Below are 25,288 nucleotides of genomic sequence, written 5' to 3' on the forward strand. Positions count from 1 at the left end.
TTGCCGTGGTCCACGTGACCGATCGTGCCCACGTTCACGTGCGGCTTCGTGCGGGTGAATTTTCCTTTTGCCATTTTTCAATCCTTGAAAGAGCAGGCCCGTGTGTTGGTTTTACGTCTGCACCTTGTTGCTGATTCCTCCGCCACGGGCAACGAAGGGCACAAGATCGCAGACAGAACTGGGAAGAACAAGGACGGCCGGGCCGCCCTCGTTCGATGCGCACGCTTACTTGGTGCGCGCAGCGACGATGGCTTCGGCAACGTTTCGCGGAGCTTCCGCGTACTGCTTGAATTCCATCGTGTAGGTGGCGCGGCCTTGGGACATAGAGCGCAGCGTCGTCGAGTAGCCGAACATCTCCGACAGCGGGACTTCGGCCTTGATCGCCTTGCCGCCGCCGACCATGTCTTCCATGCCCTGGACCATGCCGCGGCGGGAGGACAGGTCGCCCATCACGTTGCCGGCGTACTCTTCAGGTGTCTCGACTTCCACGGCCATCATTGGCTCGAGAATCACGGGGTTGGCCTTGCGGGCACCTTCCTTGAAACCGAAGATGGCGGCCATCTTGAAGGCCATTTCGTTCGAGTCCACATCGTGGTACGAACCGAAGTGCAGCGTCACCTTGACGTCCACGACCGGATAGCCGGCCAGCACGCCTTGCGTCAGTGCTTCCTGCACGCCCTTTTCGACCGCCGGGATGTACTCGCGCGGCACCACGCCGCCCTTGATGGCGTCGACGAACTCGAAGCCCTTGCCGGCTTCCTGCGGCTCGATCTTGAGCACGACATGGCCGTACTGGCCCTTGCCGCCCGACTGGCGCACGAACTTGCCTTCAGCCTCCTCGACGGTCTTGCGGATGGTTTCGCGGTAGGCCACTTGCGGCTTGCCCACGTTGGCTTCCACACCGAACTCGCGCTTCATCCGGTCCACGATGATTTCGAGGTGCAGTTCGCCCATGCCCGAGATGATGGTCTGGCCCGATTCCTCGTCGGTCTTGACGCGGAACGACGGGTCTTCCTGCGCGAGACGCTGCAGGGCGATGCCCATCTTTTCCTGGTCGGCCTTGGTCTTGGGCTCGACGGCCTGCGAGATCACCGACTCGGGGAACACCATGCGCTCGAGGGTGACGATGGCATTCGGATCGCACAGGGTTTCGCCCGTAGTCACTTCCTTCAGGCCCACGCACGCGGCGATGTCGCCGGCGCGGATCTCGCTTACTTCCTCGCGGTTGTTGGCGTGCATCTGCACGATCCGGCCGATGCGCTCCTTCTTGCCGCGCACCGGGTTGTAGACGCTGTCGCCCTTGGACAGCACGCCCGAGTACACGCGCACGAAGGTCAGCTGGCCCACGAAGGGGTCGGTCATCAGCTTGAACGCGAGGGCCGAGAACTTCTCTTCGTCGTCGGCCTTGCGCACCACCGGCGCATCGTCTTCGTCGGTGCCGGCCACCGGGGGAATGTCGGTCGGCGCGGGCATGTACTCGATGACAGCGTCGAGCATCGCCTGCACGCCCTTGTTCTTGAAGGCCGAGCCGCACAGCATCGGCTGGATCTCGCCGGCGATGGTGCGCTGGCGGATGGCCTTCTTGATCTCTTCCTCGGACAGCGTTTCGCCTTCGAGGTACTTGTTCATCAGCTCTTCGCTGGCTTCGGCAGCGGCTTCCACGAGCTTCTCGTGGTATTCGTTGCAGACATCGACCAGGTCGGCCGGGATCTCACCATAGGTGAAGGTCACGCCCTTGTCCTCGTCCCAGATGATGGCCTTCATCTTCACGAGGTCGACGACGCCGCGGAACTTGTCCTCGGCGCCGATCGGGATCTGGATCACGACCGGATTGGCCTTCAGGCGATCGATCATCATTTGGCGAACGCGCAGAAAGTTGGCGCCGGTGCGGTCCATCTTGTTGACGAACGCAAGACGGGGCACCTTGTACTTGTTGGCCTGGCGCCAAACGGTTTCCGACTGGGGCTGAACGCCACCGACGGCGTCATAGACCATCACGGCGCCGTCGAGCACGCGCATGGAGCGCTCCACCTCGATGGTGAAGTCCACGTGGCCGGGGGTGTCGATGATGTTGATGCGGTGCTCGGGGAAGTTCTGCGCCATGCCCTTCCAGAAGCAAGTGGTGGCAGCCGAGGTGATGGTGATGCCGCGCTCTTGCTCCTGCTCCATCCAGTCCATCGTGGCGGCACCGTCGTGCACCTCACCGATCTTGTGATTCACACCGGTGTAGAACAGGATGCGCTCGGTCGTGGTCGTCTTGCCGGCGTCGATGTGCGCAGAGATACCGATGTTGCGGTAGCGCTCGATGGGGGTCTTGCGGGACATGAAATTACTCCATTAACGGATGAAAGCCCGCCCACCACACGGTGGGTCGGGCTTCCAGCCAGTGCTCTTGTTGAGGGCGGTTTCTTAGAAGCGGAAGTGACTGAAAGCCTTGTTGGCCTCGGCCATGCGGTGCACTTCGTCGCGCTTCTTCATGGCGCCGCCACGGCCTTCCGTGGCTTCCATGAGCTCGTTGGCCAGGCGCAGGGCCATCGACTTCTCGCCACGCTTGCGGGCGGCTTCCTTGATCCAGCGCATCGACAGCGCCAGGCGGCGCACCGGGCGCACTTCCACAGGCACCTGGTAGTTCGCGCCGCCGACGCGACGCGACTTCACTTCGACCATCGGCTTGACGTTGTTGATGGCCATGGTGAAGGCCTCGAGCGGGTCCTTGCCCGGGTTCTTCTTCTCGATCTGGTCGAGGGCACCGTAGATGATGCGCTCGGCCACGGCCTTCTTGCCGCCTTCCATGATCACGTTCATGAATTTGGACAGCTCGACATTGCCGTACTTGGGATCCGGCAGGATTTCACGTTTGGGGACTTCGCGACGACGTGGCATTTCTCTAACCTCTTTGCTTCAGTTGGCGCCTCTTTCAGAGACACCGCGAGAACCGACGGGAGTTCTCACTTACTCGACCCGACAGTGGGTCACTTCGTTCGATGCACCGCCAGGCGCGCCGAACACCGATTGAATGTTCGAAGGCTCAAGCCTTCTTGGGACGCTTGGCGCCGTACTTGGAACGCGACTGCTTGCGATCCTTCACGCCCTGCAGGTCCAGCGAGCCACGCACGATGTGGTAGCGCACACCGGGCAGATCCTTGACACGACCGCCACGAACCAGCACCACGCTGTGCTCCTGGAGATTGTGGCCTTCACCGCCGATATAGGAAATGACTTCGAAGCCGTTGGTCAGGCGCACCTTGGCGACCTTGCGCAGCGCCGAGTTCGGCTTCTTGGGGGTCGTGGTGTAGACCCGGGTGCAGACACCGCGTCGTTGCGGCGAGTTCTGCATGGCAGGGCTCTTCGACTTGATCTTTTCGACCTCGCGACCCTGACGCACCAGTTGATTGATGGTTGGCATGAATGAATAAGTCCCAAAACACCCCGGTCGAAACCCTCACCGTGACATGAGGCAACCGAGAGATGACGAAAACGTGAAGCCCTTCGGAAATTTCCGAAAAGCCCGCGAGTATAGCACTCACCTCCGGGCTCGCCCACTCCTCGGGGGCTGGCTCCTACCGAGGTCGCGGCGAACGAGCCGCGAAGCCGGGCCGGCGAAGCTGTTCCGCGGCGCCAGCGAACGGGCGTGCTGCGCGGCAAGGGAGCGCCGCAGGCGAGCTCTACTTGATCCAGAGGCGAATGGCGTCCCAGGCGCGGCCCAGGACGCCGGCCTGCTCCACCGGCTCGAGCGCAACCAGGGGGACGTCGGCGACCGGCTGGTCGGCCAGCGTGATCTTGAGCGAACCGATCGGCTGGTTGCGGGTGAAGGGGGCGACCAGGGGATCGGGCCGCGCCACTTGCGTCTTGATCTTGCTTGCAGAGCCCGCCGGCACCGCCACCACGATCGGCTCGGCGCGGCCGAGCTTGACCGTGTTCTCCTTGCCCTTCCAGACCGGCGGCGTGGCAACCGGCTGGTTCGCGTCGAACAGGCGGACCGCGTCATACGCGGTATAGCCCCAGTTCAGCAGCTTCTGCGATTCGTTGGCGCGCGCATTCTCGCTGGCCGCCCCGAGCACGATCGACAGCAGGCGCCGGCCACCGGCGAGGTTGGGAAAGTCGCGCTTGGAGGTGACGATCATGCAGTAGCCCGCTGCATCGGTATGGCCAGTCTTGAGGCCGTCGACCGTCGGGTCGCGGAACAGCAGCAGGTTGCGGTTGGTGTCGTTGGTCGAGGGGGTGCCGGGGTAGCGGTACTTCTTGATCGAGTAGTAGTGCACATACTCGGGGAAGTCGCGCATCAGCCGCATCGCGAGAATGCTCAGGTCGCGCGCCGTGGTCGTATGACCCGGTGCGGTCAGGCCCTCGGGGTTCCTGTAGCTGGTGTTCTTCATGCCAAGCGCCTTGGCCTGGTCGTTCATGAGCTCGACGAAATGCTCCACCGTGCCGCCCACGCCCTCGGCCAGTGCAACAGTGGCATCGTTGCCCGACTGCACGATCAGGCCCTTGATCAGGTCCTCGACCGGCACCTGCATCTTCGGGTCGATGAACATGCGCGAGCCGGGCATCTTCCAGGCGCGGGTGCTGACCGGCAGGGCCTGCTGCAGGGTGATCTTCCTGGCCTTGAGCGCGTCGAAGACGAGGTAGGCCGACATCAGCTTGGTGAGCGAGGCGGGCTCGACGGGGGTGTCGACGTCTTTCTGCGCCAGCATCTGGTTGGCAGTCACGTCGAGCAGCAGGTAGCTGCGCGCAGCGACTTCCGGCGGTTGCGGCACCTGGGCCGCGGCGATCAGGCAGAAGGATGCGGCCGCGGCCGCTGCGAAGGCGCGCAGCGCGCCGAGAAGACGATTCATGGAGATGCGAAGAGAGACGAACACTAGCCCGCGCGCAGATGGCGAACGACCAGACTTTTGAGCAGCGGCAATTGTCCGTGAAAGAAATGGCCGCCCCCGGGAACGACCGTAACAGGAAGTGACTGCGGCCGCGCCCAATCCAGCACCGCAGCCAGCGGAACGGTGTCGTCCTGCTCGCCGTGCACGACCAGCGTGCGCTCGTGCACCTCGGCCGGCAGAGTCGCCACCGAGAAGCGGGCGGCGGCAGTGCCCACCAGCACCATTTGGCGGATGTCCCGCCGCGCCCACAGCGGCTCGGCCGCGCGGCTCGCCACGAAGGCCCCGAAGGAAAAACCTGCGATGGCCAGCGGCCCCTCCGGCGCTACCTGTTCGATGACCTGGAGCATGTCCTCGCGCTCGCCGCGCCCCTCGTCGTGCACGCCCTCGGTGCCGCCAACGCCGCGGAAATTGAAGCGCACCGCGGTCCAGCCGCAGGCGACGAAGGCCCGCGCCAGCGTCTGCACCACCTTGTTGTCCATAGTGCCGCCGAAGAGCGGATGAGGATGCGCGATCACGGCGACGCCGCGCGGCGCAACGTCCCCGGCAGCGGCATCGCGCAAGGCAGCGATCGCGCCCGTGGCGCCCTGGAGCCGAATCTTTTCCGTTTGCGAATTCATGACCTTCAACGCCCTACGTCCGGCGGCAGAAGCAAGCGCTCGACCACCTCGCCGTCGCGCAGGTGCGAATCGACGATTTCGTCGATGTCCTGCTCGTCGACGAAGGTGTACCAGACGGCTTCCGGGTAGACCACCGCGACGGGCCCGCCGGCGCAGCGGTCGAGGCAACCGGCCTTGTTGACCCGCACCTTGCCGGGCCCCGCCAGCCCCGCTGCCTTGACGCGCGCCTTGCAGTGGTCGAAGCCCTGCTGCGCGTTGTGCTTCGAGCAGGAATCCTCCCCGTTCTTGCGTTCGTTCAGGCAGAAGAAGATGTGGCGGCCGTAGTAGCCGCGCGGCGGCGCAGTGCTGGACGTGGACATCGGCTCATTCTATTGAGCGTGCACGGCCAGTGCGCCGCAAAGGGCCTAGGGGCGCGCCCGGCGCGACAAGGCCGCCAGCACATAAAGCAGCGTGGCGAAGGGCCACAGCCAGCCCAGCCACTGCGCCAGCCCGTGGAAGCGAATGAAGCGCCCCTGCTCCCAGGTCGCCAGGGTTTGGGCGAAGTAGGCGCTTTCGGGTGCCTGGTTGAGCAGGCTCAGATGCACCACGAGCGCGACCAGCAGCAGCGCCGCGCACAGGCGGCGCGGCGCGGGCAGCAGCAGCACGCCCAGAAAGAAGGCCGCCGCGATGCCGACCTGCACCGGAAGGCTGAGCCATGCCCAGGCATGCTCGGGCCCATAGCTCAGGGCCGCCGACAGCGCGGAGGCCGCCACGCCGCTGAACAGCACCAGTGGCAGCAGCATGGCCCGGCGCGCCACGGACCGTGTCACCAGAAAGCCCAGCAGGCAGGGCACGAGTGCACCCAGGGCGACGCACAGGAGTTCGACCCCCGGCACCAGCGGTTCCAGTTCGAACTGGCGTACGGGCATCCAGTCGATGAACGGCGTGTCCAGCAGCCACTCGGAGATGGCCGCCTCGAGACGCTCGAACACCTGGCCGAGCCCGAAAGTGACCGCCGCCGGAAACAGCAGCGCCAACGGCCACAGCGCCAGCAGCACCAGCGCGCCGCGCGAATCCTCGACGAACCAGTTCGAACGAGTGCGGTGCCAGTGCGCCACCGCGCCCAGACGCTCGAGCGCCGCCGCCAGCACCGCGCCCGCCAGCGCGCCCAGGCTGTTGAGGCCCAGATCCACGTTGGACGGAATGCGCGCCGGCAGGTAGCTCTGCAGCGTCTCCATGATGAAAGCGATGGCGGCGCCGATCAGCGTCGCGGCCAGCACCGCGCGCACCGACCCGATCCCGGGCTGCGTGCGCAGCACGGCAAGCGCCGTCAGGAAGCCCAGCGGCATGTAGCCGGCCACGTTGACGCCGAAGTCGAACCCCGTCCAGTACCTGGGCCAGGGCGCCGCCAGGTAGGACCAGGGGGCGATGCCCTGGTCGCGCCAGTCCGCGAAGGGGTATAGGCTCGCGTAGACGATCAGCGCCGCATAGGCGAGCGCCAGTGGCAGGGCTGCGGACTTGTGTTGCTGCGTGGCCACCGCTCAGAACGGCTTGACCACGACCAGCACCACGATGGCCAGCAGCAACAGCACCGGCGCCTCGTTGAACCAGCGGTACCAGCGCTCGCTGCGCCGGTCCTGGCCCGCCACGAACCTGCGCAGCAGCACCCCGCAACCGTGGTGGTAGCCGATGACCCCCAGGACCAGTGCCAGCTTTGCATGCATCCAGCCATTGCCCGGACCGCGCCCGATGCCGTAGCCCAACCAGAGCCAGAGGCCGAAGCCGATCGCCGGGACGGCCAGGAGGGTGGTGAAGCGGAACAGCTTGCGCGCCATCAGGATCAGCCTGGCGCGCTCTGCCACCGACTCCGGCGCGACCATGGCCAGGTTCACGAAGATGCGCGGTAGATAGAACAGTCCCGCGAACCAGCTGGCGACGAAGACGATGTGCAGCGATTTGACCCAGAGCATGCCGGCAGTTTAGTGGGGCCCTCTTTCGCAGACGGGGGGCGATCGCCGGGGCAAAAAAAAGCCCGGCGCCAAAACGCCGGGCTGGGAAGCCCTTTTGCTGTCACACATCAAGGCACCCGCTCAGGGAGGAAAAGCGGGGAGCGGCAAGCCGCCCACCGCGGAATTTAGCAAAGGCATTACGTGCGATCAAGCGAGTTCTAATTTTCTGTCGACTTTTTGCAGATTAGGTAGTTCTAACGTATTACCAAACGGAGCAATCCTGGCCTGCCCCGTGGCTCGGAAGCACTTGGGGCACAATTTTCGTCATGACCCTCCACGCCTCCTTCCCGTCGGGCCGGCCGCGCCGGCTCCGCCGAGACGCCTTCACGCGCGATCTTGTACGTGAGCACACGCTCAGCGTTCATGACCTGATTTATCCGGTGTTCGTGCAGGAAGGGCACAAGCGGCGTGATGCCGTGGCGTCGATGCCCGGGGTCGAGCGGCTCAGCCTGGACCTGCTGCTGCCGGTGGCCGAGCAATGCCTTTCGCTGGGCATTCCCGTCATGGCGCTGTTCCCGGTGATCGACGCCAGCCTGAAGACGCCGGCCGGCGACGAGGCCTTCAACCCCGAGGGCCTGATCCCGCGCGTGGTCGCAGGGCTCAAGTCGCGCTTCCCCGAACTGGGCGTGATGACCGACGTCGCGCTGGACCCCTACACCAGCCACGGCCAGGACGGCCTGCTCGACGAAACAGGCTACATCCTCAACGACCCGACCGTCGAGGTGCTGGTCCGGCAGGCGCTGGTGCAGGCCGAGGCCGGCGTGGACATCGTGGCGCCCAGCGACATGATGGACGGCCGCATCGGCGCGATCCGTGGCGCCCTCGAATCGGCTGGCCGGGTCCACACCCGGATCATGGCCTACAGCGCCAAGTATGCGAGCGCCTTCTACGGTCCCTTCCGCGACGCCGTGGGCTCGGCCGCCAACCTCGGCAAGAGCGACAAGAAGGTCTACCAGATGGACCCGGGCAACAGCGACGAGGCGCTGCGCGAGGTCGCCATCGACATCGCGGAAGGCGCCGACATGGTGATGGTGAAGCCCGGCATGCCCTACCTGGACATCGTGCGCCGGGTGAAGGACGAATTCCACGTGCCGACCTTCGCCTACCAGGTCAGCGGCGAGTACGCCATGCTCAAGGCCGCGGCGCAGAACGGCTGGCTGAACCACGACGCGGTGATGCTCGAGAGCCTGCTGGCCTTCAAGCGCGCCGGCGCCGACGGCGTACTCACCTACTTCGCGCTCGACGCCGCGCGGCTGCTGCAGAAGCGCTAGCCCGGGACCACCCGGGGGCCGGCACAACAACAGCACCGCACGAATGCGCATCTTCGAGATCAGCGGCTCTCGCGTCACCGAGCACCCCGCGCTGGCACCGATGGCTGCGCCCGGCGCCTGCGCGGGCTATCTCTGGCTGTCGCTCACGCGCGATGAGCTCCGCGGCGCTCTCGCCGAGGTGCAGGGCATCCTGCAGTCCCTGTGCGGCACGCACCTGGTCGATCTCCACGTCGCAGACCTTCTCAACGACCAGTTGCCGTCCCGCTACGACTTCACGTCGCAGTACGATGTGCTGGTGTTTCGCCGGCTCGCCGCCAGCAACGGCCTTGCCGCAGCAAGCGCAGACGCCGGCCCGCCGCGCGGCGGGCCGCCGGTGCTGCGGCGCATCGACACGCGGCCGGTGGGCTTCGCCATCTTCGACCGGGTGCTGCTGTCCGTGCACCCGGAAGACGGCACGGTGCGCGACGCCTTCGCGGCCCGCCTGCTGAACGCGGCAGCGCCCGACGCACGCGGCGGCGCGGCGACGCCCGCGCTCGACGTGCGCGCCGTCTCCACCCGCGTGCCGACCGGTCCGGCCGACCTGATGCTGCGCGTCATCAACCTGATCGTCGACACCTACCTGGATCTGCGCCGCGACCTGACCCGGCAGCTGGACCATTGGCAGGCCGAGCTGATCGATCCCCGCAGCCGCTTCATGAACTGGAGCGCGCTGATGCAGGCGCGGCAATCGCTCCATCATCTGGACGAGATCTGCGAAGACCAGCGCGGCGCGGTGCAGGACTGGATCGACGCCCTCGAAACCCTGCCCCAGCCCGAGAGCGCGGCCGAATCGCGCGACCGCGAGCTGATCATGGTGCGCAGCCGCGACGTGCTCGAGCACATCCAGCGCGTGGTGCATCACGTCCGGCGGCTGGAGCAGAACGCCGAGACCGCGGTGCAGTTGCACTTCAGCGTGCAGAGCCACCGCACCAACGACATCATGCGGGTGCTCACCGTGCTCACCGCGGTGTTCCTGCCGCTGAACCTCATTGCCGGAATCTTCGGCATGAACTTCGAGTTCGTGCCGCTCGTGCACAAGGCCGGCGGCTTCTGGATTGCCATGGCGGCGATGGCCACGATCGCACTGCTGCTGGTGCTCGTGTTCTGGCGCAAGCGCTATCTGGAGAGAAACAGGTAGCGGCACACAAAGAAAGACCGGGCAGCACTGGCGCGCTGCCCGGTCTTTGTTGGGAGCCGGCGGATTACTTGGCCGCGGGCGCGCCCTGCTTCTGTGCCTGCTGCAGCGTGTCGGCGCGGTTCGGCATCGTGGAGATCACGCGGCTGTTGACGCGCGAGCCGCCGGTCACGTTCTGGTCCGGCGCGTTGGCGGTCGCGACGGCTTGGGCGTACACGGCCTCGGGGTTGGCAACCGACTTGAACGGCTCGGCGCCGCGCGAGCCGCGCACCACGTTCTGGTTGGGGGCGGCAGCCGTGCGAGCGGCTTCTGCTTCGACGTCGGCGCGGCTCATTGCGGAGACCGGCGCTGCCACGCCATGGTAGGTTTCTGCGTGCGCGCCGGCGGCGGCAAGAAGGGAGAGTGCGGCGGCGGCGAGTATGTGAGAGGTCTTCATGTCAGGTCCTTGATTCGTCGGAGGTGGCTTCAAAACCAGGCTCGCAGTAGGGCTGGCCTGTGCGAGCGAGTGTGCTGTCGAACATCCCCGGGGAAATACCTAGAAAGGAGACACGGCGTTTCCCTAATCGAAACAATCCGGCGGCGATTCCGGCTAGGCGCATGGCGAGAATGCGGATGCAAAAACCGGCGCGTCGACCCGGCGCATTCACGAGATTGAAACAATGGAAGCTCAATGGACGGCCTCGACCTGCTGAAAGCCTTTCGCGAGGTTGCCGAGCGCGGCAGCTTCTCCCGTGCGGCCAAGGCGCTCGGCACCTCGAAAGCCACCGTCAGCAAGTACGTCGCGCAACTGGAGGAGCGCTTCGGCGTGCGGCTGCTCAATCGCTCCACACGCTCGGTCAGCCTGACGGACGCCGGCCAATTGCTGCTGGAGCGCAGCAAGCCACTGATCGAGATGATCGAGCTGACGCAGAACGAACTGCAGGAACATGCGGGGCATCCGCGAGGACGCCTGCGCATCACGGCGCCGCACGGTTTTGCCCAGAGCGCCTTCCCCAGCGTGCTGGGCGAGTTCATGAAGACCTACCCGGATGTCCACGTGAGTCTGCACCTCAGCAACCGCGTGATCGACCTGGTGGAAGAAGGCGTGGACATCGCCTTGCGGCTGGGCCGAATCCGCGACGAGAACCTGATCGTGCGGCGCCTGCGGCAGATGGAGCTGGTGCTGTGCGCGAGCCCAGCCTATTGGTCCCGGCGCGGCCTGCCGAAGAAGCCCGACGACATGCGGCGCCATGATGTGCTGACCTACTCGCTGACCGAAGGCCCGCCGCAGTTGCCCTTCGAGGTCGACGGCAAGCCCTATGCCGTGCCGGTGCACAGCCGCATGGACGCCAACGATGCCGCGCCGCTGATCGCCGCCGCGCTCGCCGGCCTCGGCGCGATCTGCGTGCCCGCGATGATGGCGCAGGCGCATGTGGAGCGCGGCGCGCTGGTGCCGGTGCTCAAGGACTACATGCCGCGCGACATGTGGCTCTATGCGGCCTACGCGCAGCGCCGCCACAACAGCGCAGCGATGCGAGCCCTGCTGGACTTTCTCGAGACGCACGGGAAGATGCAGGAGCCGACGGGGCTGGTGCCGCCGCCCTCTTCCACCGTTGTCGAGCCGGTCGAGCCAGGCAAGGCAGCCAAGCGCGCGCGGCAGCCGGTCGCGGTGGCTTGAATCTCCCTCGAAGGCTGCCGCTCAGCGCAACCCGAACAGCCCAGCCGCGTTGCCCCAGGCGATGCGCTGCGCCACCTCCGGCGGCAGCTCGCCGAGCCAGCGGCGGTAGCCGCCCATGATCTCGTCGTAGGCGCTCCAGCGCTGGTTGACCCAGGTGTCGGAGCCGACCAGGAAGCGGCCGGGATACTTGAGGATCAAGGCCCGCCACTCGGGGCAGAGCGTGCCGCCCTCGCAGGTCAGGCCCGGCCGATAGGAGAGCTCGCCCATCAGCAGCGGATAGCGCTCCAGCAGCGCCTGCACCCGCTGCACCGGCGGCCCGCCGATGCCGGTATGCGCCCAGATCAGCCGCAGCGACTGCCCGCCGGAAGGCGCATGCGCCATCAGCAGATCGATGGCCACATCGTCCACATGCGCAAGCACGGCCAGCTTCTTCTCTTCGGCGAGCATGATCAGCTTGCGGGCCACCGGTCCGTTGGCGTTCGCGCTGTCGTAGAGGTGGAACTCGCCCAACCCACGGTACGGCCCGCTGGCGGTGCCGCGGGCGAGCTCGGACTGCACCATGTCGTAGATGCTCTCGTCGCGAAACCAGTTGCCGTAGTCGTCGCGGTTGCGGTAGAGCCGCACGAAGGGCACCACAGCGACACCGGCCTCGCGCGTCTCGCGCGCCGCCGCCAGCGTCTGCGTGCCTGCATTCGGCCGCGAGTTGGCGATGATCGCCTTCACGCCATTGCGCTGCATCCGCGCCAGCGCCTGGGCCGGCGGGTAGGGGCCGGCGTTGCCGTCCCACGCTTCCTGGTTGTAGTGCAGGTGGGTGTCGAACAAGGGACCTGCGTAGTCCGCCGCGTGCGCCGTCGAGAACAGCGCGGTGGCCACCAGCATGGCGGCCGCCATGGCCATCGAATGCCGCAGGCCCATGCCCTGCCCGATCAGCCGAGGTGCTTGGCGAAGAAAGCCAGCGTGCGCTCGCGCGCCAGCTTGGCGGCCTCGGCGTTGTACGAGCCGCGCTGGTCGCAGTTGAAGCCGTGGCCCGATTCATAGACATGCACCTCGACTTCGGGGTGCGCCTTCTTGAAGGCCTCGATGGTGTCGAGCGGAATCCAGTGGTCGTTGTTGCCGAAATGCGCCAGCACCGGCACCTTGGGCGTGATCGCGCTTTCCTCGGGCGTGGTCATGCCGCCGCCGTAGTAGGGCACCGCGGCCGACAGGCCCTGCACCTTGGCCGAGGCACGCCAGGTCAGGAGGCCGCCCCAGCAATAGCCGACGATGCCGACCTTGCCGCCACGCGCCGCGTACTCGACCGCTGCCTGCAGATCCTGCAGAACGCCCGGCGCCGGCAGGGCCTCGACGGCCGTCTTGAGCGCGAAGCCGGCCTTCATGTCCTCCTCGCTGTAGCCGAGCTCGACGCCGGGCTTGACGCGGTGGAAGGTCGAGGGCGCGACGGCAAGATAGCCGTCGGCCGCGTAGCCGTCGGCCACCGAGCGGATGTGCGAGTTGACGCCGAAGATCTCCGGCACGACGACCACCGCGCCCTTCGGCTTGCCCGAGGGCTCTGCCACGTAGGCGGGAAAGCTGAAGCCATCCTTGGCGGTGAGATCGATGAACTGGCCCATGGTCATGCTCCTGTGTTGGTGAGGGGGTTGCTGTTCAATGCGCGTTCAATGCGCGGGCGACGAAATCCAGCCGGTCCTGGCCCCAGAAGATCTCGCCGTCGATCACATAGCTGGGAGCGCCGAAGACCTTGGCGTCGATCGCCTGCTGCGTGTAGTCCTCGTAGCGCTCCTGCACGGTCTGGCTCAACGACTGTTCGATGCGCTTGGCAGGCAGACCGCATTCGGCGGCCAGCGCCTCCAGCACCTTCGGGTCCGCGATGTTGCGCTCCTGGGCCCACACCGCGGCGAATACCGCGCCGCACAGCTTCATCGCGGCCTCGCAGCCGTCGTGCAGGTCGACCGCGATGATGAGCTTGGCGGCGTCGTCGCCCGCGACCGGAAAGAACTTCGGCGTGGGGTTGAGCGGGATGTCCAGGTGCCGCGAGAAGCGCGCCAGGTCGACCAGCCGGTAGGCCTGGCGCTGCGGGGCACGCTTGCCGAGCGGCAGGCCGCCGGAGACGGGGAAGATGGCGCCGAAATCGACGGGTCGCACGCGCACGGTGGCGCCGGCCGCCTTGGCAAGCGCGGTGAAGCGCGCATGGCCCAGGTAGGTCCAGGGGCTCTGGGGTGTGAAGTAGTAGTCGACGCTGCGGGTCACAAGCCTCTCCTCGATGATGTAATCGACGCGATCGGTTTTAACTGAGGCACGGCTTTCGTGCAGGAGGCGGGATTTGGACCAGGTACTCTTGATCACGGGCGGCAGCCGCGGCATCGGTGCCGCCACCGCCCTGCTCGCGGCTCAGCGCGGCTTCGCGGTGGCCGTCAACTATGCCAGCAATTCGCTGGCCGCCGACGAGGTGGTTCGCACCATCCGCGAGCGCGGCGGCCGCGCCATCAGCGTGCAGGCCGACGTGGGCGACGAGGCGCAGGTGAAGGCGATGTTCGACAAGCTCGATGCCAAGTTCGGCCGCCTCGGCGCGCTGGTCAACAACGCCGGCGTTGTCGACGTGCAGGCGCGGGTCGATGGCATGAGCGTCGAGCGGCTCGAGCGCATGTTTCGCGTCAACGTGATCGGCAGCTTTCTCTGCGCGCGCGAGGCGGTGCGCCGCATGAGCACGAAACACGGCGGCAGCGGCGGCGCCATCGTCAACCTCTCCAGCGCCGCGGCGCGCCTGGGCTCGCCCGGCCAGTATGTCGACTATGCGGCCAGCAAGGGCGCGATCGAGAGCTTCACCATCGGCCTGGCCAAGGAGGTCGCGGAGGAAGGCATCCGCGTCAACGCGGTCCGCCCGGGCCTCATCGACACCGAGATCCATGCCTCCGGCGGCATGCCCGATCGCGCCTTCCAGCTCGCTTCCACCGTGCCGATGAAGCGCACCGGCAGTGCGCAGGAGGTGGCCACCGGCATCGTGTGGCTGTTGAGCGAAGAGGCCAGCTACGTCACCGGCACCTTCCTGGACATCACCGGGGGACGCTGAGTGCCCACCCCCGCCATGGACCTGGTCAAGCCGCTCATCACGCTGCTGGCCATCGTCAACCCGCTGGCGATCGTGCCCTTCTTCATCCACTACACGCAGGGCTATACCGAGGCGCAGCGCAAGCGAACGGCCTGGGTGTCGGCCTTCAGCGCTTTCGTGGTGATCGCGATCAGCGCGCTGCTCGGGCTGCAGCTTCTGTCCTTCTTCGGCATCTCGATCGCGAGCTTCCAGGTCGGCGGCGGCATGCTGCTGCTGATCAGCTCGCTCAGCATGCTGAACGCGCAGCCGGCGGAGGCGAAGACCAGCCAGGAGGAAATCCGGGCCACGGAGATCAAGGCCTCGCTGGGCGCATCGATCGCCGTGGTGCCGCTCACCATCCCGCTGCTGACTGGACCGGCCACGATGTCGACCGTCGTGATCTACGCCGACAAGACTCAGCACATCTGGGAGCTCGCGGTGCTGGTGGGCTACGGCATGGTGATCGGCGCGGTGACCGGCGTCATCTTTTCCCTGGCCGACCCGATCGCGCGCGTGCTCGGCAAGACCGGCATCAACGTGATGACCCGCCTCATGGGCCTGATCCTCGCGGCGCTGGCCGTCGAAGTGATGGCCGACGGGCTGTCCACGCTGTTCCCGGCGCTGGCGCGGGCGCACTGAGCGATCAGCGCTTCACCAGCTCGACGATGCGAGGCGTGACGATGCCGTCGTCCAGCTTCAGTTCCGCCGCGGAGATCGGCAGCCGGAAGCGCGGCGGGCCCGCGCTTCCGGGGTTGACGTACCAGACGCCCCCGCGCTCCTCGGCCTTGGGCCGGTGCGAATGGCCGCTCACCACCACGCGCACCCCCTCTGCGGCCGGATCGATCGCCAGCTCGGCGAGATCGTGGATCACATAGAGCCGCAGCCCTTGCAGCTCCACGCGCGCCGTGTCGGGCACGCTGTCGGCCCAGCCATCCCGGTCGTTGTTGCCGCGCACCGCCGTCACCGGCGCAAGCGCCGCCAACTGCTCGAGGATGCGCGGATCCCCGATGTCGCCGCCGTGCACGATGTGCTCGCAGCCCCGCAGGAAGGCCAGCGCCTCGGGCCGCAGCAGCCCGTGCGTGTCGGAGATCAGGCCGATGCGGTACATGGCCGGCCTGCCTCAGCGCAGTTGCTCGACCCAAGCTACGAGCTCGGCCACCGCGGCATCGCTCGCCGCCGCCAGGCCCTTGACCCCGCCGGCCGCGTCGGCGCTCGGCGCCGGCCGCTGCACTGCAAAGCTGCGCTGCGCCAGCACGCGGTCGCCGCCGCTGCCGCCGCGGATCAGCGTGGCGCGCAGCCGCACCAGGCCCACGCTCGTGGCGGGCGACTCGAAGTAGTGGCTGAATTCGTCGAGCGAGACCCGCAGCGTGTCCGGCACCCGCCCCTCGGCCCGTGAGAGCGTTGCGCTTTCCTCCGGGCCCAGCACGGTGCGGCGCGCGGCCAACGCGTCGCGCAGCCGCTGGTGCAGCAACTGCGCCGGCGCCAGGCTCCAGCGCGCTTGGCCATAAGGCCGCAGCTCGTTGGCGTCGGCATAGCCCAGGCGGTAGAGCAGCTGGGTGCCTTCGAGGCGCGTGCTGGCGTCGATCTCGGCCAGCGCGATCGGCGGCAGCACCGAAGGGTTCGCCGATGTCGGCGCGGCCACCGCAGCCGCCGCGAGATTGGGCCCGAAGTCGTAGAGCGTCGCGCGGGCAGGCTTGTCGGGCAGCGCGCCACAGCCCGCGACGAGCAGCGCTGCGCCAGCGGCGAGCACGGCAAGGTTCGGAAGGCGCCGGGCGGGCGCAGGCGTGTGCAGGTGTGCGTCGTTCTTCATGTTCGTCACGGTCAGGGGCGCGCGGCCGGGGCGGAGAAGCCGGGCTCGCCCGGCCCCGCCACCACGCCGCCATTGCCGAAGAGCAGCGATTGCGGGTTGTCGTTGATGCTGTCGGCCGTCCGGCCCAGCCGGCGCACGGCGCGCGAGGTGTCGTCGGCCACGCGGTTCACGCGCGGCAGGGTGGCGGCGTTGAAGGAGTCGACCGCCTGCGCCAGCGCCCGGGTGCCCTCGCTCAGGCGCTCGACCGGCCCATCCTTGGCGTTCAGGCGGGTCACCGTGGTGTTCGCGTTGTTGGCCACGCGCGAGACGTCGGAGGCTGCCGTCTTCACCGTGCCCATCGTGTCCTTGGTCCGCTCGATCAGCGGCGGCAACGCCGCCAGCGCCGGGTTGAGCCCGTTCTTGACCGTGTTGTCGAGCGAGCGCGTGAGCTGGTTGGCACTGGCCGTGGCCTGCGCGATGCTCTCCAGCGCGTCGGCGATGCGCTTCTGGTTGGGGTCGCCCAGCAGGACGTTGGCACGCTTGGTCACCTCCTCGATCTGGCCGATGATCGCTTCGCCGCGGTCCTGCAGCTGGGCCAGCACCGAGGGCCTGAGCGGGATGCGCGGCGGGTCGTCGTTGTCGGGCGCCAGCGCCGTCTGCGATTCGCCCTTGTCGTCCAGTGCGATGAAGGCCAGGCCGGTCACGCCCTGGTAGGCCAGGGTGGCATAGCTCGAGGTGGTGAGCGGCACCCGCTGGTCGACCGTGATGCGCACCCGCACATTGCCCCTGACCTTCGGATCGAAGTCGATCGACGTCACCTTGCCGACCGCAATGCCGCGGTAGCGCACCATGGCCTGCGGCTGCAGGCCGCTGACGGCGTCGCGCGTGGACAGCTCGTAGACGTTGCGCACCGTGTTGTCGCGCGTGAGCCAGAGCACCAGCGCGATCAGCGCAGCGACCAGGCCGAGCACGAAGGCACCGGCGGCGATGGCATGGGCCTTGTTTTCCATGGCAGCTACCTTTCAGTGGATGGGACCGCGCCCGCGCCGGTGCGCCCCGCGACGAGCGCCGAGGGCGCGCCTTCGTGCAGGGCCTCCATGGCGCGCTGGCCGCGGCCGCCGAGGAAATACTCGTGGATGAAGGGATGCGGATAGGCGATCACGTCGCGCGCCGTGCCCGCGACGATCACGCGCTGGTCGGCCAGCACGGCAATGCGGGTGCTCAGGTCGAACAGCGTGTCGAGGTCGTGCGTGACCATGACCACCGTGAGCCCCAATTCGCGGTGCAGGCCGCGCAGCAGGTCGCAGAAGCCGTCGGCGCTCTCGGGATCCAGCCCCGCGGTAGGCTCGTCCAGCAGGAGCAGCGGCGGATCCATGATCAGCGCCCGCGCCAGCGCCACCCGCTTGATCATGCCGCCGGAGAGGTCCGACGGGCTCTTGGTGGCGTGCTGCGGCTCGAGGCCGACCATCTGCAGCTTGACGAGTGCGGCATCGCGGATCAGGTCATCCGGCAGCAGCTTGAGCTCGCGCAGCGGGAACGCGATGTTGTCGAGCACGCTGAAGGCCGAGAACAGGGCGCCGTGCTGGAACAGCATGCCGACGTTGGCGGCCCCGGTCGCGCTCAACCGCCCGGGCGGATGACCGAGCACCGAGACCTCGCCCTTGTCGGGATGCTCCAGGCCGAGGATCTGGCGCAGCAGCACGGTCTTGCCGGTCCCCGAGCCGCCCACCAGCGACAGCACCTCGCCGCGGTAGATCGTCAGGTCGAGGTCGCGGTGCACCACCTGGTCGCCGTCCGGCGACTCGAAGACAGTCCAGAGCTTGCGGATCTCGACGACCGCGGGTGTTTCGCCGGCGTTGTTCCCGTTGCTCATGCCCTGAACCCCACGCCCTTGAACAGCACCGCGAACAGCGCATCGACCAGGATCACGACGGTGATCGAGGCCACGACGGAAGATGTGGTGCCGCGGCCCAGGCTCTCGGTGTTGGGCTTGACCTTCATGCCGAAGTAGCAGGCGATCAGCGCGATCATCACGCCGAAAACAGCCGACTTGCCCATCGCCAGCCACAGGTTGGTCAGCGGCACCGCGCGCGGCAGCGCCGTCATGAAATAGGCCGGCCCGATGTCCAGCGTGAGATCGGCCGCGATCATGCCCCCGAACAGCGCCGCCATCGAGGTCCACATGCTGATCAGCGGCATCGCGATGGCGAGCGCCAGCACCCGCGGCATGACCAGGCGAAAGCCGTGCGGGATCCCCATCACGCGCATCGCGTCGAGTTCCTCGGTCACGCGCATCACACCGATCTGCGCGGTGATGGCCGAGCCCGAGCGGCCGGCGATCAGCACCGCCGCCAGCACCGGGCCCAGCTCCCGGATCAGCGACAGCCCGAGGATGTTGACGATGAAGGCCTCGCCCCCGTACTGGCGCAGCTGCTGCGAGGTCAGGTAGGCCAGCACCACGCCGATCAGCAGGCCCACCAGCGCGGTGATCGGCAGCGCGGTGGCGCCGAAGTGGTAGAGGTGGCCCGAGAAATCGCGCCAGGGCGCGCGGTGCGGTGCGCGCAGGAGCTTGCCGATGTCGAGGGTGAGCTGCCCGATCAGGCGCAGGAAGTCGCGCGCGACGAACAGGGTGCGGGGGCCGATGTGGGCGAAGTCGCGCAGGCGCTCGGCCAGGGTCTTGCCCGGCTCGGCCGGCGCGCGGCAGGTGTACTGCGCGACCTGGTCGAGCACCGCCTTGTGCTGCGGCTCCATCTCCAGCCGCGCCGGCCATTGGTGCTGCCAGTGGTTCCACAACAGCTGGGCGCCGATGTGGTCGAGCTGATCGATGGGGCGCAGGTCCCAGGCCCGGCCGTCCTGCGCGGGCGTGCCCTTGAGGCTCTTCTCGAGCGCTTCCCAGCTGGTCCGGGAGGACATCGCCAGCGCGGTCCAGCAGCCGCTGGCGACCGCCCAGCGGGCGCCAGCCTCCTCGCGCTGCTCGACGCGGGGACGCACGCTATCGGCGTCTTGCGCGGCGGCGGTCGGCAGCGGGACAGTCGACATGGAGGGTGGGCGCTTCTGCAGAACGGAGATCGCGACATCGTAACCGCCGCACTTGACAGCTCCCCACCCTTTCGCCGCGCCCGGGCGTAGGCAGTCGCGCAATGCCCGGGCCTTTGACACAATGCCGATCCGGCCCGCGGCCCGCAGCGGGCAAGCCGGACCACAACGACAACGACAACGACAACGACAACGAGATCGAGATCGAGACAGGCCCAGGCATGAGCGACGACACCACCTTCGACTACATCATCGTCGGCGCCGGCACCGCCGGGGCCCTGATGGCCAACCGCCTGAGCGCCGACAGGAACCGCCGCGTGCTGCTGATCGAGGCCGGCCGCAAGGACGACTACCACTGGATCCACATCCCGGTGGGCTACCTCTACTGCATCGGCAACCCGCGCACCGACTGGCTCTACACGACCGAGCCGGACGCCGGCCTCAACGGCCGCACGCTGCGCTATCCGCGTGGCAAGACGCTGGGCGGCTCCTCCTCCATCAACGGCATGATCTACATGCGCGGCCAGTCACGCGACTACGACCAATGGGCGCAGATCACCGGCGACGACGCCTGGCGCTGGGACCAGGTGCTGCCCGCCTTCAAGCAGCACGAGGACTACTACCTGGGCCCCGACGAGATGCACGGCGTCGGCGGCGAGTGGCGGGTCGAGCGCCAGCGCCTGCGCTGGGACATCCTGGACGCCTTCGCCGAGGCCGCGCAGCAGGCCGGCATCCCGCATTCGACCGACTTCAACCGCGGCAACAACGAAGGCGTGGGCTATTTCCAGGTCAACCAGAAGAACGGCTGGCGCTGGAACACCGCCAAGGCCTTCCTGCGGCCCACCTGCTACGGCCGCCCCAATTTCGAGCTGTGGACCGGTGCGCAGGTCTCCCGCCTGCTGCTCGATACCGCAGCCGACGGCCGGCGGCATTGCAGCGGCGTGCAGGTCTGGGACGGCCACGAGATGGTCTTGGCCCACGCGACGCGCGAGGTGATCCTGTGCGCCGGCAGCATCGGCTCGCCCCAGCTCCTGCAGCTCTCGGGCATCGGGCCGGCCGAGCTGCTGCGCCGGCATGGCATCGAAGTCGCGCTCGACGCGCCGGGCGTCGGCGCCAACCTGCAGGACCATCTGCAGATCCGCGCGGTCTACAAGGTCAAGGACGCCGCCACGCTCAATGTGCTGGCTTCCTCCTACTACGGCAAGGCGAAGATCGGCTTCGAGTACCTGATGAAGCGCAGCGGTCCGATGAGCATGGCCCCCTCGCAGCTCGGCGCCTTCACCCGCAGCGGGCCCGAACACGCATGGCCGAACCTCGAATACCACGTGCAGCCGCTCTCGCTCGATGCATTCGGCGAGCCGCTGCACAGCTTCCCTGCCTTCACCGCGAGCGTGTGCAACCTGAACCCGACCAGCCGCGGCACGGTGCAGATCAAGAGCCATCGCTTCTCGGATGCGCCGGCGATCGCCCCCTGCTACCTGAGCACCGAGGAAGACCGCAAGGTGGCCGCCGACTCGCTGCGGGTGACGCGCCGCATCGTGGCGCAGCCCGCGCTGGCGAAGTACCGCCCGGAGGAATGGAGGCCCGGCCCCGAGTACCAGAGCGACGAGGAACTGGCCCGGCTGGCCGGCGACATCGCGACCACCATCTTCCATCCGGTGGGCACCACGCGGATGGGTGCCGACGGCGATCCGATGGCCGTGCTGGATTCGCGGCTGCGGGTGCGCGGCATTGCGGGCCTGCGGGTGGTCGATGCCGGCGCGATGCCCACGATCACCAGCGGCAACACCAACAGCCCCACGCTGATGATCGCGGAGAAGGCCGCCAGCTGGATTCGCGAGACGGATGGCAGCTGAGTGCCCCGGGTGGCGCTTCTTGTTTCGAGTTGTTGCGCAGTGGCGGGTAATCCCCGATGCACTGGCACGGTGCGTCCGCCTAAAGTCTCGCCACTCGCAAACGGGCCTGCCCGCAGCGCGGGGGACCGAGGAGACAACTAGGAGAAGAACTAGAACAGGCTTCAGACAAGGCATCCGCACGAGATGCCGGCTTTTTGACAAGGCGCCGCTGGTCGGCGCCTTTTTCTTTTGCGATCGATCAACGCCGGTTCGGCATCGGCCGCGCGCCCGCACCAACAAGCGAGCAGAGCGCCTCCATCTGGGGCCGCCGCCGAAAGGAGAATGTTCAGGGCGCCGTTGCTGCGCCGCTGACGATAGGCCAGGGCATCTCGCTCGCCACCCGCGGCTTGCCCAACGGCGCGGCGGCCTTGCCAGCCTGCACCGCCGCCAGGTCCTGCTCATTGGGGTACTGGTCGGCCAGCCAGTAGTCGAACACGCGGCGCACGATGGGCGCCGCCGCCGCGGCGCCGAAGCCGGCGTTCTCCACGATGATCGCGACCGCGATCTTCGGCGCTTCGGCCGGGGCGAAGGCCGCGAACAGCGAGTGGTCGCGCTGGTGCTCCTCCAGCGCCTTGGCGTTGTACTTCGTGTTCTGGCCCCATGCCACCGCCTGTGCGGTGCCGGTCTTGCCGGCCGAGCTGTAGGGCGCGCCGGCGAAGACGCGCGTGCCGGTGCCGCCCTTGTTCACCGCCACCAGCGCGTTGCGCACCACGTCCACATGCTTGGGCTGGTAGCCGAGGTTCTCGCCGGGCGGCTGCGGGAGTTCGGTGACCTCACCGGTGACCGTGTCCTTGATGGCCTTCACCACGTGCGGGCGGTGCCTGATGCCGCCGTTGGCCAGCGTGGCCTGGGCCACCGCGAGCTGCAGCATGGTGAAGCTGTTGTAGCCCTGGCCGATGCCCAGCGAGACGGTCTCGCCCGGGTACCACTTCTTCATCTCGGGACGCTTGTAGGCCTCGCGCTTCCAGCTGGTGCTGGGCAGCAGGCCGCGCACCTCGCCCTGCAGGTCGATGCCGGTGATCTGGCCGAAGCCCAGCGGCTTCATGAAGTCGTGGATGGCGTCCACGCCCATCTCGACGGCGAGCGAATAGAAGTAGGTGTTGCTCGACATCTGGATGGCGCGGTGCATGTCCACGCCGCCCAACCCGCCCTCGTGGCTTCGAAAGGTGTGGCCGCCGAAGGTGTAGAAGCCAGGATCGCTGACCACCACGTTGGGTGCACGCTTGTTGAGCTGCAGCGCGGCCATCGCCATGAAAGGCTTGTAGGTGGAGCCCGGTGGATAGGTGCCGCGCAGCGCCCGGTTCAGCAGCGGCTTGTCGATCGACTCGTTGAGCGCCTGCCAGCTCTCGCTGTCGATGCCCTCGACGAACAGGTTCGGGTCGAAGGTGGGCTTGGAGACGAAGGCCAGGACCTCGCCGTTGCTGGGGTCGATCGCCACCAGGGCGCCGCGGCGCTCGCCGAACATGTCCTCCACCAGCTTCTGGAGCTTGATGTCCAGCGAGAGCTGGACCGTGTTGCCGGGCGTCGCCGGATGGCTGCCCAGGCGGCGCACCGCGCGGCCGCCGGCCGAGGTTTCCATCTGCTCGACACCGGTCTGGCCGTGCAGCGTCTTTTCGTAGCTCTGCTCGATGCCCAGCTTGCCGATGTAGTCGGTGCCCTTGTAATTGGCCTGGTCTTCCTCGCTCCACTCCTCCATCGCCGCCTTCTCGCGCTGGTTGATGCGGCCGATGTAGCCGAGCACGTGGGCGGCGAGCTCGCCGTTGGGATAGTTGCGGAACAGCCGCGCCTTGATCTCGACGCCCGGAAAGCGATAGCGCTGGGCCGCGAAGCGGGCGACTTCCTCGTCGCTCAGGCGGGTGCGGATCGGGATCGAGTCGAAGCTGCGCGAGTCTTCGCGCAGGCGCTTGAAACGGCGGCGGTCGCGGTGCGAGACCTCCACCACCTCGCCCAGGCTGTCGATGGTCTCCTCCAGGCTGTCGACCTTGGAAGGCGTGATCTCCAGCGTGTACGCCGAGTAGTTGGAGGCCAGCACGATGCCGTTGCGGTCGAGGATGAGGCCGCGGTTCGGCACCACCGGCACCACCGCCGTGCGGTTGCTCTCGGCCTGCTCCGCCAGGTCGTCGTGGCGCACCACCTGCAGGAAGAAGAGCCGCGCGCACAGCAGCCCGAAAGCCACCAGCACGACCAGGCCGATCACCAGCACGCGACGCCTGAAGCGTGCGAGATCGGCGGCGACGTTGCGCAGTTCGGTCATGGCGCGCGAAGCCTACGCTGCCGGCGGCCGCGGGGCAAGACGGCCTCGGGGTCTGTTACAGCGGCCGGTTGGCATCGGGTTCGGGGGCGCGGCGTTGCGGCGCCAGCAGCAGCAGGGTCACGAAAGGCCACAGGGCCGCCTCCACGGCAGGCGCGATCAGGAAGCCCCAGCCCGGGAAGATCCCGCCGCCGAGCATGCGGATCGCCACCTCGATCAAATGCGAGATGGCGAACAGCGGCAGCACCTGCAGCGCCTGCGAGAGCAGCGGATACCAGAGCAGCCGCCGGTGGACCATGATCGCGAAGAAGCCCAGCGTGGTGTACGACAGCGCATGCTGGCCCAGGAGTGCGGTCTGGTGCACGTCCATCAGCAGCCCGAACACGAAGGCCGCGCCGATGCCGATGCGTGCCGGCTGGTGCACGCTCCAGAACACGATAGCCAGCGCCAGCAGGTCGGGCAGCCAGGCGGCGCGGCCGATCGGCACCATGTTGATCAGCAGTGCCACGATCAGGCTGGTCCAGATGAACAAGGGGTTGACCGGCAGCAGCAGCTGCTGATGGCCGGGACGCATGATCATGGGGTGCGGCCCTCCTTCTTCTCTGCCTTGCCGGCCCTGTCCGCCTTGGAGCCGGCCCGGTCGGTCTTCTTCTTCGCCGCTGGACTGGCGTCGGCGGCTGCCGGGGGCGCCGGCTTGGGCATCTGGTTGCCCGTGGGCGACAGCACCAGCACGTAGCGCGCGGCCGCCACATGGGCCATGGGCAGGCAGTGGATGCGGGCGAAGGCGGAATCGGCCCGGCGATCGATGCGGTCGATCTTCGCGACCGGCAGGCCCGGCGGGTAGACGCCGTCGACCCCGCTGGTGGTGAGCAGGTCGCCCTCCTGCACATCGGCGTTGGCGGCCGTGAAGCGCAACTCCAGTCCGCCGCCATGGGCGCTGGCATCGCCGAAGGCCACGCTGCGTGCACCGGTGCGCACGTTCTGCACCGGGATCGACAGGTCGCGGTCGATCACGAGCGTGATCTCGCTGGTGAAGGGCTGGACCTGCGTGACCTGCCCCACCACGCCGTGCTCGTCGATCACCGGCGAGCCGGCCGCGATGCCGTTGGCCAGGCCCTGGTCGATCACCAGCTTGCGGGTGTAGGGGTCGGCCGCGTCGTAGAGCACCTCGGCGGCGCGGCCCGGCGTCTGCGTGGTCTGGCGCAACTCGAGCAGCGAACGCAGCCGGGCGTTTTCCTGCGCCAGGGTGTCGGCCTGGCCGGCGCGTTCGGACTGCAGTGCCAGCGCCTTGCGCGCATCGGCCTCCCTGGCCTGCGCGGTCTGGAGGTCTTCCAGGTAGCGGCCGCCGCCAACCGCCAGCTGCACCGGCTTCAGGGCGAGCCACTGCACCGGATAGAGGACCGCGCCGATGGCCGCGCGCAGCGGCTGGACGATGTTGAAGCGGGCGTCGGCCACCATCAGGAACAGCGCCAGCGCGCTGAAGAAGATCAGCTTGCTGAGTGCCGACGGGCCCTGGTTGAACAGGGGCGGCGCGGTACGGTCAAGGGTGCCGAGCGGCATGCTGCTTTATGCCACGAGCAGGACTGTTCAGGGGGCGCCGCGGGGCCGGCGTGCCGGACCGCAGGCGCCGCCCCCGGTCGGGGGTGGGAGC

General features: G+C 67.7%; 26 protein-coding genes and 1 pseudogene. 6 read left to right on the plus strand and 21 right to left on the minus strand.

What is annotated here, in order from left to right:
- From ACMGEZ_RS16190 to ACMGEZ_RS16230, 9 genes and pseudogenes are all read right to left on the minus strand, one after another.
- Positions 1-74 (minus strand): annotated as a pseudogene (locus tag ACMGEZ_RS16190) (GTP-binding protein); the annotation flags it as partial.
- Positions 75-225: 151 nt separating this feature from the next.
- Positions 226-2,325: an elongation factor G gene (gene fusA, locus ACMGEZ_RS16195; protein ID WP_436823295.1), complete on the minus strand. Its 2,100-nt coding sequence runs from the start codon at positions 2,323-2,325 to the stop codon at positions 226-228.
- Between the two features lie 84 nt (positions 2,326-2,409).
- Positions 2,410-2,883, minus strand: a complete 474-nt coding sequence (gene rpsG, locus ACMGEZ_RS16200; RefSeq protein ID WP_028249583.1) for a 30S ribosomal protein S7 — start codon at positions 2,881-2,883, stop codon at positions 2,410-2,412.
- A gap of 145 nt (positions 2,884-3,028) precedes the next feature.
- Entirely contained in the window at positions 3,029-3,406 is a 378-nt protein-coding gene (gene rpsL / locus ACMGEZ_RS16205; protein ID WP_028249584.1) for a 30S ribosomal protein S12, read from the minus strand.
- A 259-nt stretch (positions 3,407-3,665) separates the two neighbouring features.
- The gene (locus ACMGEZ_RS16210; protein WP_436823296.1) at positions 3,666-4,835 is read right to left on the minus strand and encodes a D-alanyl-D-alanine carboxypeptidase family protein; all 1,170 of its coding nucleotides are present in this window, start codon (positions 4,833-4,835) and stop codon (positions 3,666-3,668) included.
- A 23-nt stretch (positions 4,836-4,858) separates the two neighbouring features.
- Complete coding sequence (locus ACMGEZ_RS16215; protein ID WP_436823297.1) at positions 4,859-5,491, minus strand: alpha/beta hydrolase; 633 nt, start codon at positions 5,489-5,491, stop codon at positions 4,859-4,861.
- A gap of 5 nt (positions 5,492-5,496) precedes the next feature.
- Entirely contained in the window at positions 5,497-5,850 is a 354-nt protein-coding gene (locus ACMGEZ_RS16220) for a (2Fe-2S) ferredoxin domain-containing protein (protein WP_436823298.1), read from the minus strand.
- A gap of 45 nt (positions 5,851-5,895) precedes the next feature.
- Positions 5,896-7,008 carry a VanZ family protein gene (locus ACMGEZ_RS16225; RefSeq protein ID WP_436823299.1) on the minus strand — a complete coding sequence of 371 codons (1,113 nt, stop codon included), beginning with the start codon at positions 7,006-7,008 and terminating at the stop codon, positions 5,896-5,898.
- A gap of 3 nt (positions 7,009-7,011) precedes the next feature.
- Entirely contained in the window at positions 7,012-7,440 is a 429-nt protein-coding gene (locus tag ACMGEZ_RS16230) for a CopD family protein (RefSeq protein ID WP_436823300.1), read from the minus strand.
- Between the two features lie 305 nt (positions 7,441-7,745).
- Between ACMGEZ_RS16230 and hemB the strand changes: the two genes are divergently transcribed.
- Both hemB and ACMGEZ_RS16240 read left to right on the plus strand, forming a co-directional pair.
- Complete coding sequence (gene hemB, locus ACMGEZ_RS16235; protein WP_436823301.1) at positions 7,746-8,750, plus strand: porphobilinogen synthase; 1,005 nt, start codon at positions 7,746-7,748, stop codon at positions 8,748-8,750.
- Positions 8,751-8,793: 43 nt separating this feature from the next.
- Positions 8,794-9,927: a magnesium transporter CorA family protein gene (locus ACMGEZ_RS16240; protein WP_436823302.1), complete on the plus strand. Its 1,134-nt coding sequence runs from the start codon at positions 8,794-8,796 to the stop codon at positions 9,925-9,927.
- A gap of 64 nt (positions 9,928-9,991) precedes the next feature.
- Here ACMGEZ_RS16240 and ACMGEZ_RS16245 read toward each other — a convergent pair whose 3' ends face one another.
- Positions 9,992-10,360, minus strand: a complete 369-nt coding sequence (locus tag ACMGEZ_RS16245) for a DUF4148 domain-containing protein (protein WP_436823303.1) — start codon at positions 10,358-10,360, stop codon at positions 9,992-9,994.
- A gap of 234 nt (positions 10,361-10,594) precedes the next feature.
- Between ACMGEZ_RS16245 and ACMGEZ_RS16250 the strand changes: the two genes are divergently transcribed.
- Positions 10,595-11,581: a LysR family transcriptional regulator gene (locus ACMGEZ_RS16250; RefSeq protein ID WP_436823304.1), complete on the plus strand. Its 987-nt coding sequence runs from the start codon at positions 10,595-10,597 to the stop codon at positions 11,579-11,581.
- Between the two features lie 21 nt (positions 11,582-11,602).
- On the opposite strand, the gene ACMGEZ_RS16255 is transcribed toward ACMGEZ_RS16250, so the two are convergent.
- Genes ACMGEZ_RS16255 through ACMGEZ_RS16265 form a run of 3 tightly spaced genes read right to left on the minus strand, consistent with a single transcriptional unit; the run spans position 11,603 to position 13,828 of the window.
- Positions 11,603-12,478, minus strand: coding sequence for an amidohydrolase family protein (locus ACMGEZ_RS16255; RefSeq protein WP_436823305.1), 876 nt, complete (start codon positions 12,476-12,478; stop codon positions 11,603-11,605).
- 29 nt (positions 12,479-12,507) lie between these two features.
- Positions 12,508-13,191: a dienelactone hydrolase family protein gene (locus ACMGEZ_RS16260; RefSeq protein ID WP_436823306.1), complete on the minus strand. Its 684-nt coding sequence runs from the start codon at positions 13,189-13,191 to the stop codon at positions 12,508-12,510.
- A 34-nt stretch (positions 13,192-13,225) separates the two neighbouring features.
- A complete protein-coding gene (locus tag ACMGEZ_RS16265) occupies positions 13,226-13,828 on the minus strand; it encodes a 2-hydroxychromene-2-carboxylate isomerase (protein ID WP_436823307.1) in 603 nt (200 codons plus the stop codon).
- Positions 13,829-13,901: 73 nt separating this feature from the next.
- Here ACMGEZ_RS16265 and ACMGEZ_RS16270 point away from each other — a divergent pair, with 73 nt between their 5' ends.
- Positions 13,902-14,648, plus strand: a complete 747-nt coding sequence (locus tag ACMGEZ_RS16270) for an SDR family oxidoreductase (RefSeq protein ID WP_436823308.1) — start codon at positions 13,902-13,904, stop codon at positions 14,646-14,648.
- A 15-nt stretch (positions 14,649-14,663) separates the two neighbouring features.
- A complete protein-coding gene (locus ACMGEZ_RS16275) occupies positions 14,664-15,305 on the plus strand; it encodes a MarC family protein (protein ID WP_436823525.1) in 642 nt (213 codons plus the stop codon).
- Positions 15,306-15,309: 4 nt separating this feature from the next.
- Here the strand turns inward: ACMGEZ_RS16275 and ACMGEZ_RS16280 are convergent, their stop codons facing one another.
- The 5 genes from ACMGEZ_RS16280 to ACMGEZ_RS16300 are packed head-to-tail and all read right to left on the minus strand — an operon-like array spanning position 15,310 to position 19,494.
- Positions 15,310-15,774, minus strand: coding sequence for a metallophosphoesterase family protein (locus tag ACMGEZ_RS16280; RefSeq protein ID WP_436823309.1), 465 nt, complete (start codon positions 15,772-15,774; stop codon positions 15,310-15,312).
- Between the two features lie 12 nt (positions 15,775-15,786).
- Positions 15,787-16,476, minus strand: coding sequence for an ABC-type transport auxiliary lipoprotein family protein (locus ACMGEZ_RS16285; protein ID WP_436823310.1), 690 nt, complete (start codon positions 16,474-16,476; stop codon positions 15,787-15,789).
- An 11-nt stretch (positions 16,477-16,487) separates the two neighbouring features.
- Complete coding sequence (locus ACMGEZ_RS16290; RefSeq protein WP_436823311.1) at positions 16,488-17,465, minus strand: MlaD family protein; 978 nt, start codon at positions 17,463-17,465, stop codon at positions 16,488-16,490.
- A 5-nt stretch (positions 17,466-17,470) separates the two neighbouring features.
- Complete coding sequence (locus ACMGEZ_RS16295; protein ID WP_436823312.1) at positions 17,471-18,328, minus strand: ABC transporter ATP-binding protein; 858 nt, start codon at positions 18,326-18,328, stop codon at positions 17,471-17,473.
- Entirely contained in the window at positions 18,325-19,494 is a 1,170-nt protein-coding gene (locus ACMGEZ_RS16300; RefSeq protein ID WP_436823313.1) for an MlaE family ABC transporter permease, read from the minus strand. The genes ACMGEZ_RS16295 and ACMGEZ_RS16300 overlap by 4 nt, the downstream gene beginning before the upstream one ends.
- A gap of 218 nt (positions 19,495-19,712) precedes the next feature.
- Between ACMGEZ_RS16300 and ACMGEZ_RS16305 the strand changes: the two genes are divergently transcribed.
- Positions 19,713-21,347: a GMC family oxidoreductase gene (locus tag ACMGEZ_RS16305; RefSeq protein WP_436823526.1), complete on the plus strand. Its 1,635-nt coding sequence runs from the start codon at positions 19,713-19,715 to the stop codon at positions 21,345-21,347.
- Between the two features lie 325 nt (positions 21,348-21,672).
- Here ACMGEZ_RS16305 and mrdA read toward each other — a convergent pair whose 3' ends face one another.
- The 3 genes from mrdA to mreC are packed head-to-tail and all read right to left on the minus strand — an operon-like array spanning position 21,673 to position 25,197.
- Positions 21,673-23,640: a penicillin-binding protein 2 gene (gene mrdA / locus ACMGEZ_RS16310; RefSeq protein ID WP_436823314.1), complete on the minus strand. Its 1,968-nt coding sequence runs from the start codon at positions 23,638-23,640 to the stop codon at positions 21,673-21,675.
- Between the two features lie 55 nt (positions 23,641-23,695).
- Positions 23,696-24,217, minus strand: coding sequence for a rod shape-determining protein MreD (gene mreD / locus ACMGEZ_RS16315; protein ID WP_436823315.1), 522 nt, complete (start codon positions 24,215-24,217; stop codon positions 23,696-23,698).
- The gene (gene mreC, locus ACMGEZ_RS16320) at positions 24,214-25,197 is read right to left on the minus strand and encodes a rod shape-determining protein MreC (protein WP_436823316.1); all 984 of its coding nucleotides are present in this window, start codon (positions 25,195-25,197) and stop codon (positions 24,214-24,216) included. Before mreC ends, mreD begins: the two co-directional genes overlap by 4 nt.
- Between the last annotated feature and the right edge of the window lie 91 nt (positions 25,198-25,288).

The organism is Variovorax stachyos (assembly GCF_051400855.1).
Taxonomy (GTDB): Bacteria; Pseudomonadota; Gammaproteobacteria; order Burkholderiales; family Burkholderiaceae_C; genus Variovorax.

What these genes read in the sequence shown, in the direction of transcription:
- fusA (WP_436823295.1), bottom strand. Translation starts at nt 2,325, where the DNA reads ATGTCCCGCAAGACCCCCATCGAGCGCTACCGCAACATCGGTATCTCT.
- rpsG (WP_028249583.1), bottom strand. Translation starts at nt 2,883, where the DNA reads ATGCCACGTCGTCGCGAAGTCCCCAAACGTGAAATCCTGCCGGATCCC.
- rpsL (WP_028249584.1), bottom strand. Translation starts at nt 3,406, where the DNA reads ATGCCAACCATCAATCAACTGGTGCGTCAGGGTCGCGAGGTCGAAAAG.
- ACMGEZ_RS16210 (WP_436823296.1), bottom strand. Translation starts at nt 4,835, where the DNA reads ATGAATCGTCTTCTCGGCGCGCTGCGCGCCTTCGCAGCGGCCGCGGCC.
- ACMGEZ_RS16215 (WP_436823297.1), bottom strand. Translation starts at nt 5,491, where the DNA reads ATGAATTCGCAAACGGAAAAGATTCGGCTCCAGGGCGCCACGGGCGCG.
- ACMGEZ_RS16220 (WP_436823298.1), bottom strand. Translation starts at nt 5,850, where the DNA reads ATGTCCACGTCCAGCACTGCGCCGCCGCGCGGCTACTACGGCCGCCAC.
- ACMGEZ_RS16230 (WP_436823300.1), bottom strand. Translation starts at nt 7,440, where the DNA reads ATGCTCTGGGTCAAATCGCTGCACATCGTCTTCGTCGCCAGCTGGTTC.
- hemB (WP_436823301.1), top strand. Translation starts at nt 7,746, where the DNA reads ATGACCCTCCACGCCTCCTTCCCGTCGGGCCGGCCGCGCCGGCTCCGC.
- ACMGEZ_RS16240 (WP_436823302.1), top strand. Translation starts at nt 8,794, where the DNA reads ATGCGCATCTTCGAGATCAGCGGCTCTCGCGTCACCGAGCACCCCGCG.
- ACMGEZ_RS16245 (WP_436823303.1), bottom strand. Translation starts at nt 10,360, where the DNA reads ATGAAGACCTCTCACATACTCGCCGCCGCCGCACTCTCCCTTCTTGCC.
- ACMGEZ_RS16250 (WP_436823304.1), top strand. Translation starts at nt 10,595, where the DNA reads ATGGACGGCCTCGACCTGCTGAAAGCCTTTCGCGAGGTTGCCGAGCGC.
- ACMGEZ_RS16255 (WP_436823305.1), bottom strand. Translation starts at nt 12,478, where the DNA reads ATGGCCATGGCGGCCGCCATGCTGGTGGCCACCGCGCTGTTCTCGACG.
- ACMGEZ_RS16260 (WP_436823306.1), bottom strand. Translation starts at nt 13,191, where the DNA reads ATGGGCCAGTTCATCGATCTCACCGCCAAGGATGGCTTCAGCTTTCCC.
- ACMGEZ_RS16275 (WP_436823525.1), top strand. Translation starts at nt 14,664, where the DNA reads ATGGACCTGGTCAAGCCGCTCATCACGCTGCTGGCCATCGTCAACCCG.
- ACMGEZ_RS16280 (WP_436823309.1), bottom strand. Translation starts at nt 15,774, where the DNA reads ATGTACCGCATCGGCCTGATCTCCGACACGCACGGGCTGCTGCGGCCC.
- ACMGEZ_RS16285 (WP_436823310.1), bottom strand. Translation starts at nt 16,476, where the DNA reads ATGAAGAACGACGCACACCTGCACACGCCTGCGCCCGCCCGGCGCCTT.
- ACMGEZ_RS16290 (WP_436823311.1), bottom strand. Translation starts at nt 17,465, where the DNA reads ATGGAAAACAAGGCCCATGCCATCGCCGCCGGTGCCTTCGTGCTCGGC.
- ACMGEZ_RS16295 (WP_436823312.1), bottom strand. Translation starts at nt 18,328, where the DNA reads ATGAGCAACGGGAACAACGCCGGCGAAACACCCGCGGTCGTCGAGATC.
- ACMGEZ_RS16300 (WP_436823313.1), bottom strand. Translation starts at nt 19,494, where the DNA reads ATGTCGACTGTCCCGCTGCCGACCGCCGCCGCGCAAGACGCCGATAGC.
- ACMGEZ_RS16305 (WP_436823526.1), top strand. Translation starts at nt 19,713, where the DNA reads ATGAGCGACGACACCACCTTCGACTACATCATCGTCGGCGCCGGCACC.
- mrdA (WP_436823314.1), bottom strand. Translation starts at nt 23,640, where the DNA reads ATGACCGAACTGCGCAACGTCGCCGCCGATCTCGCACGCTTCAGGCGT.
- mreD (WP_436823315.1), bottom strand. Translation starts at nt 24,217, where the DNA reads ATGATCATGCGTCCCGGCCATCAGCAGCTGCTGCTGCCGGTCAACCCC.
- mreC (WP_436823316.1), bottom strand. Translation starts at nt 25,197, where the DNA reads ATGCCGCTCGGCACCCTTGACCGTACCGCGCCGCCCCTGTTCAACCAG.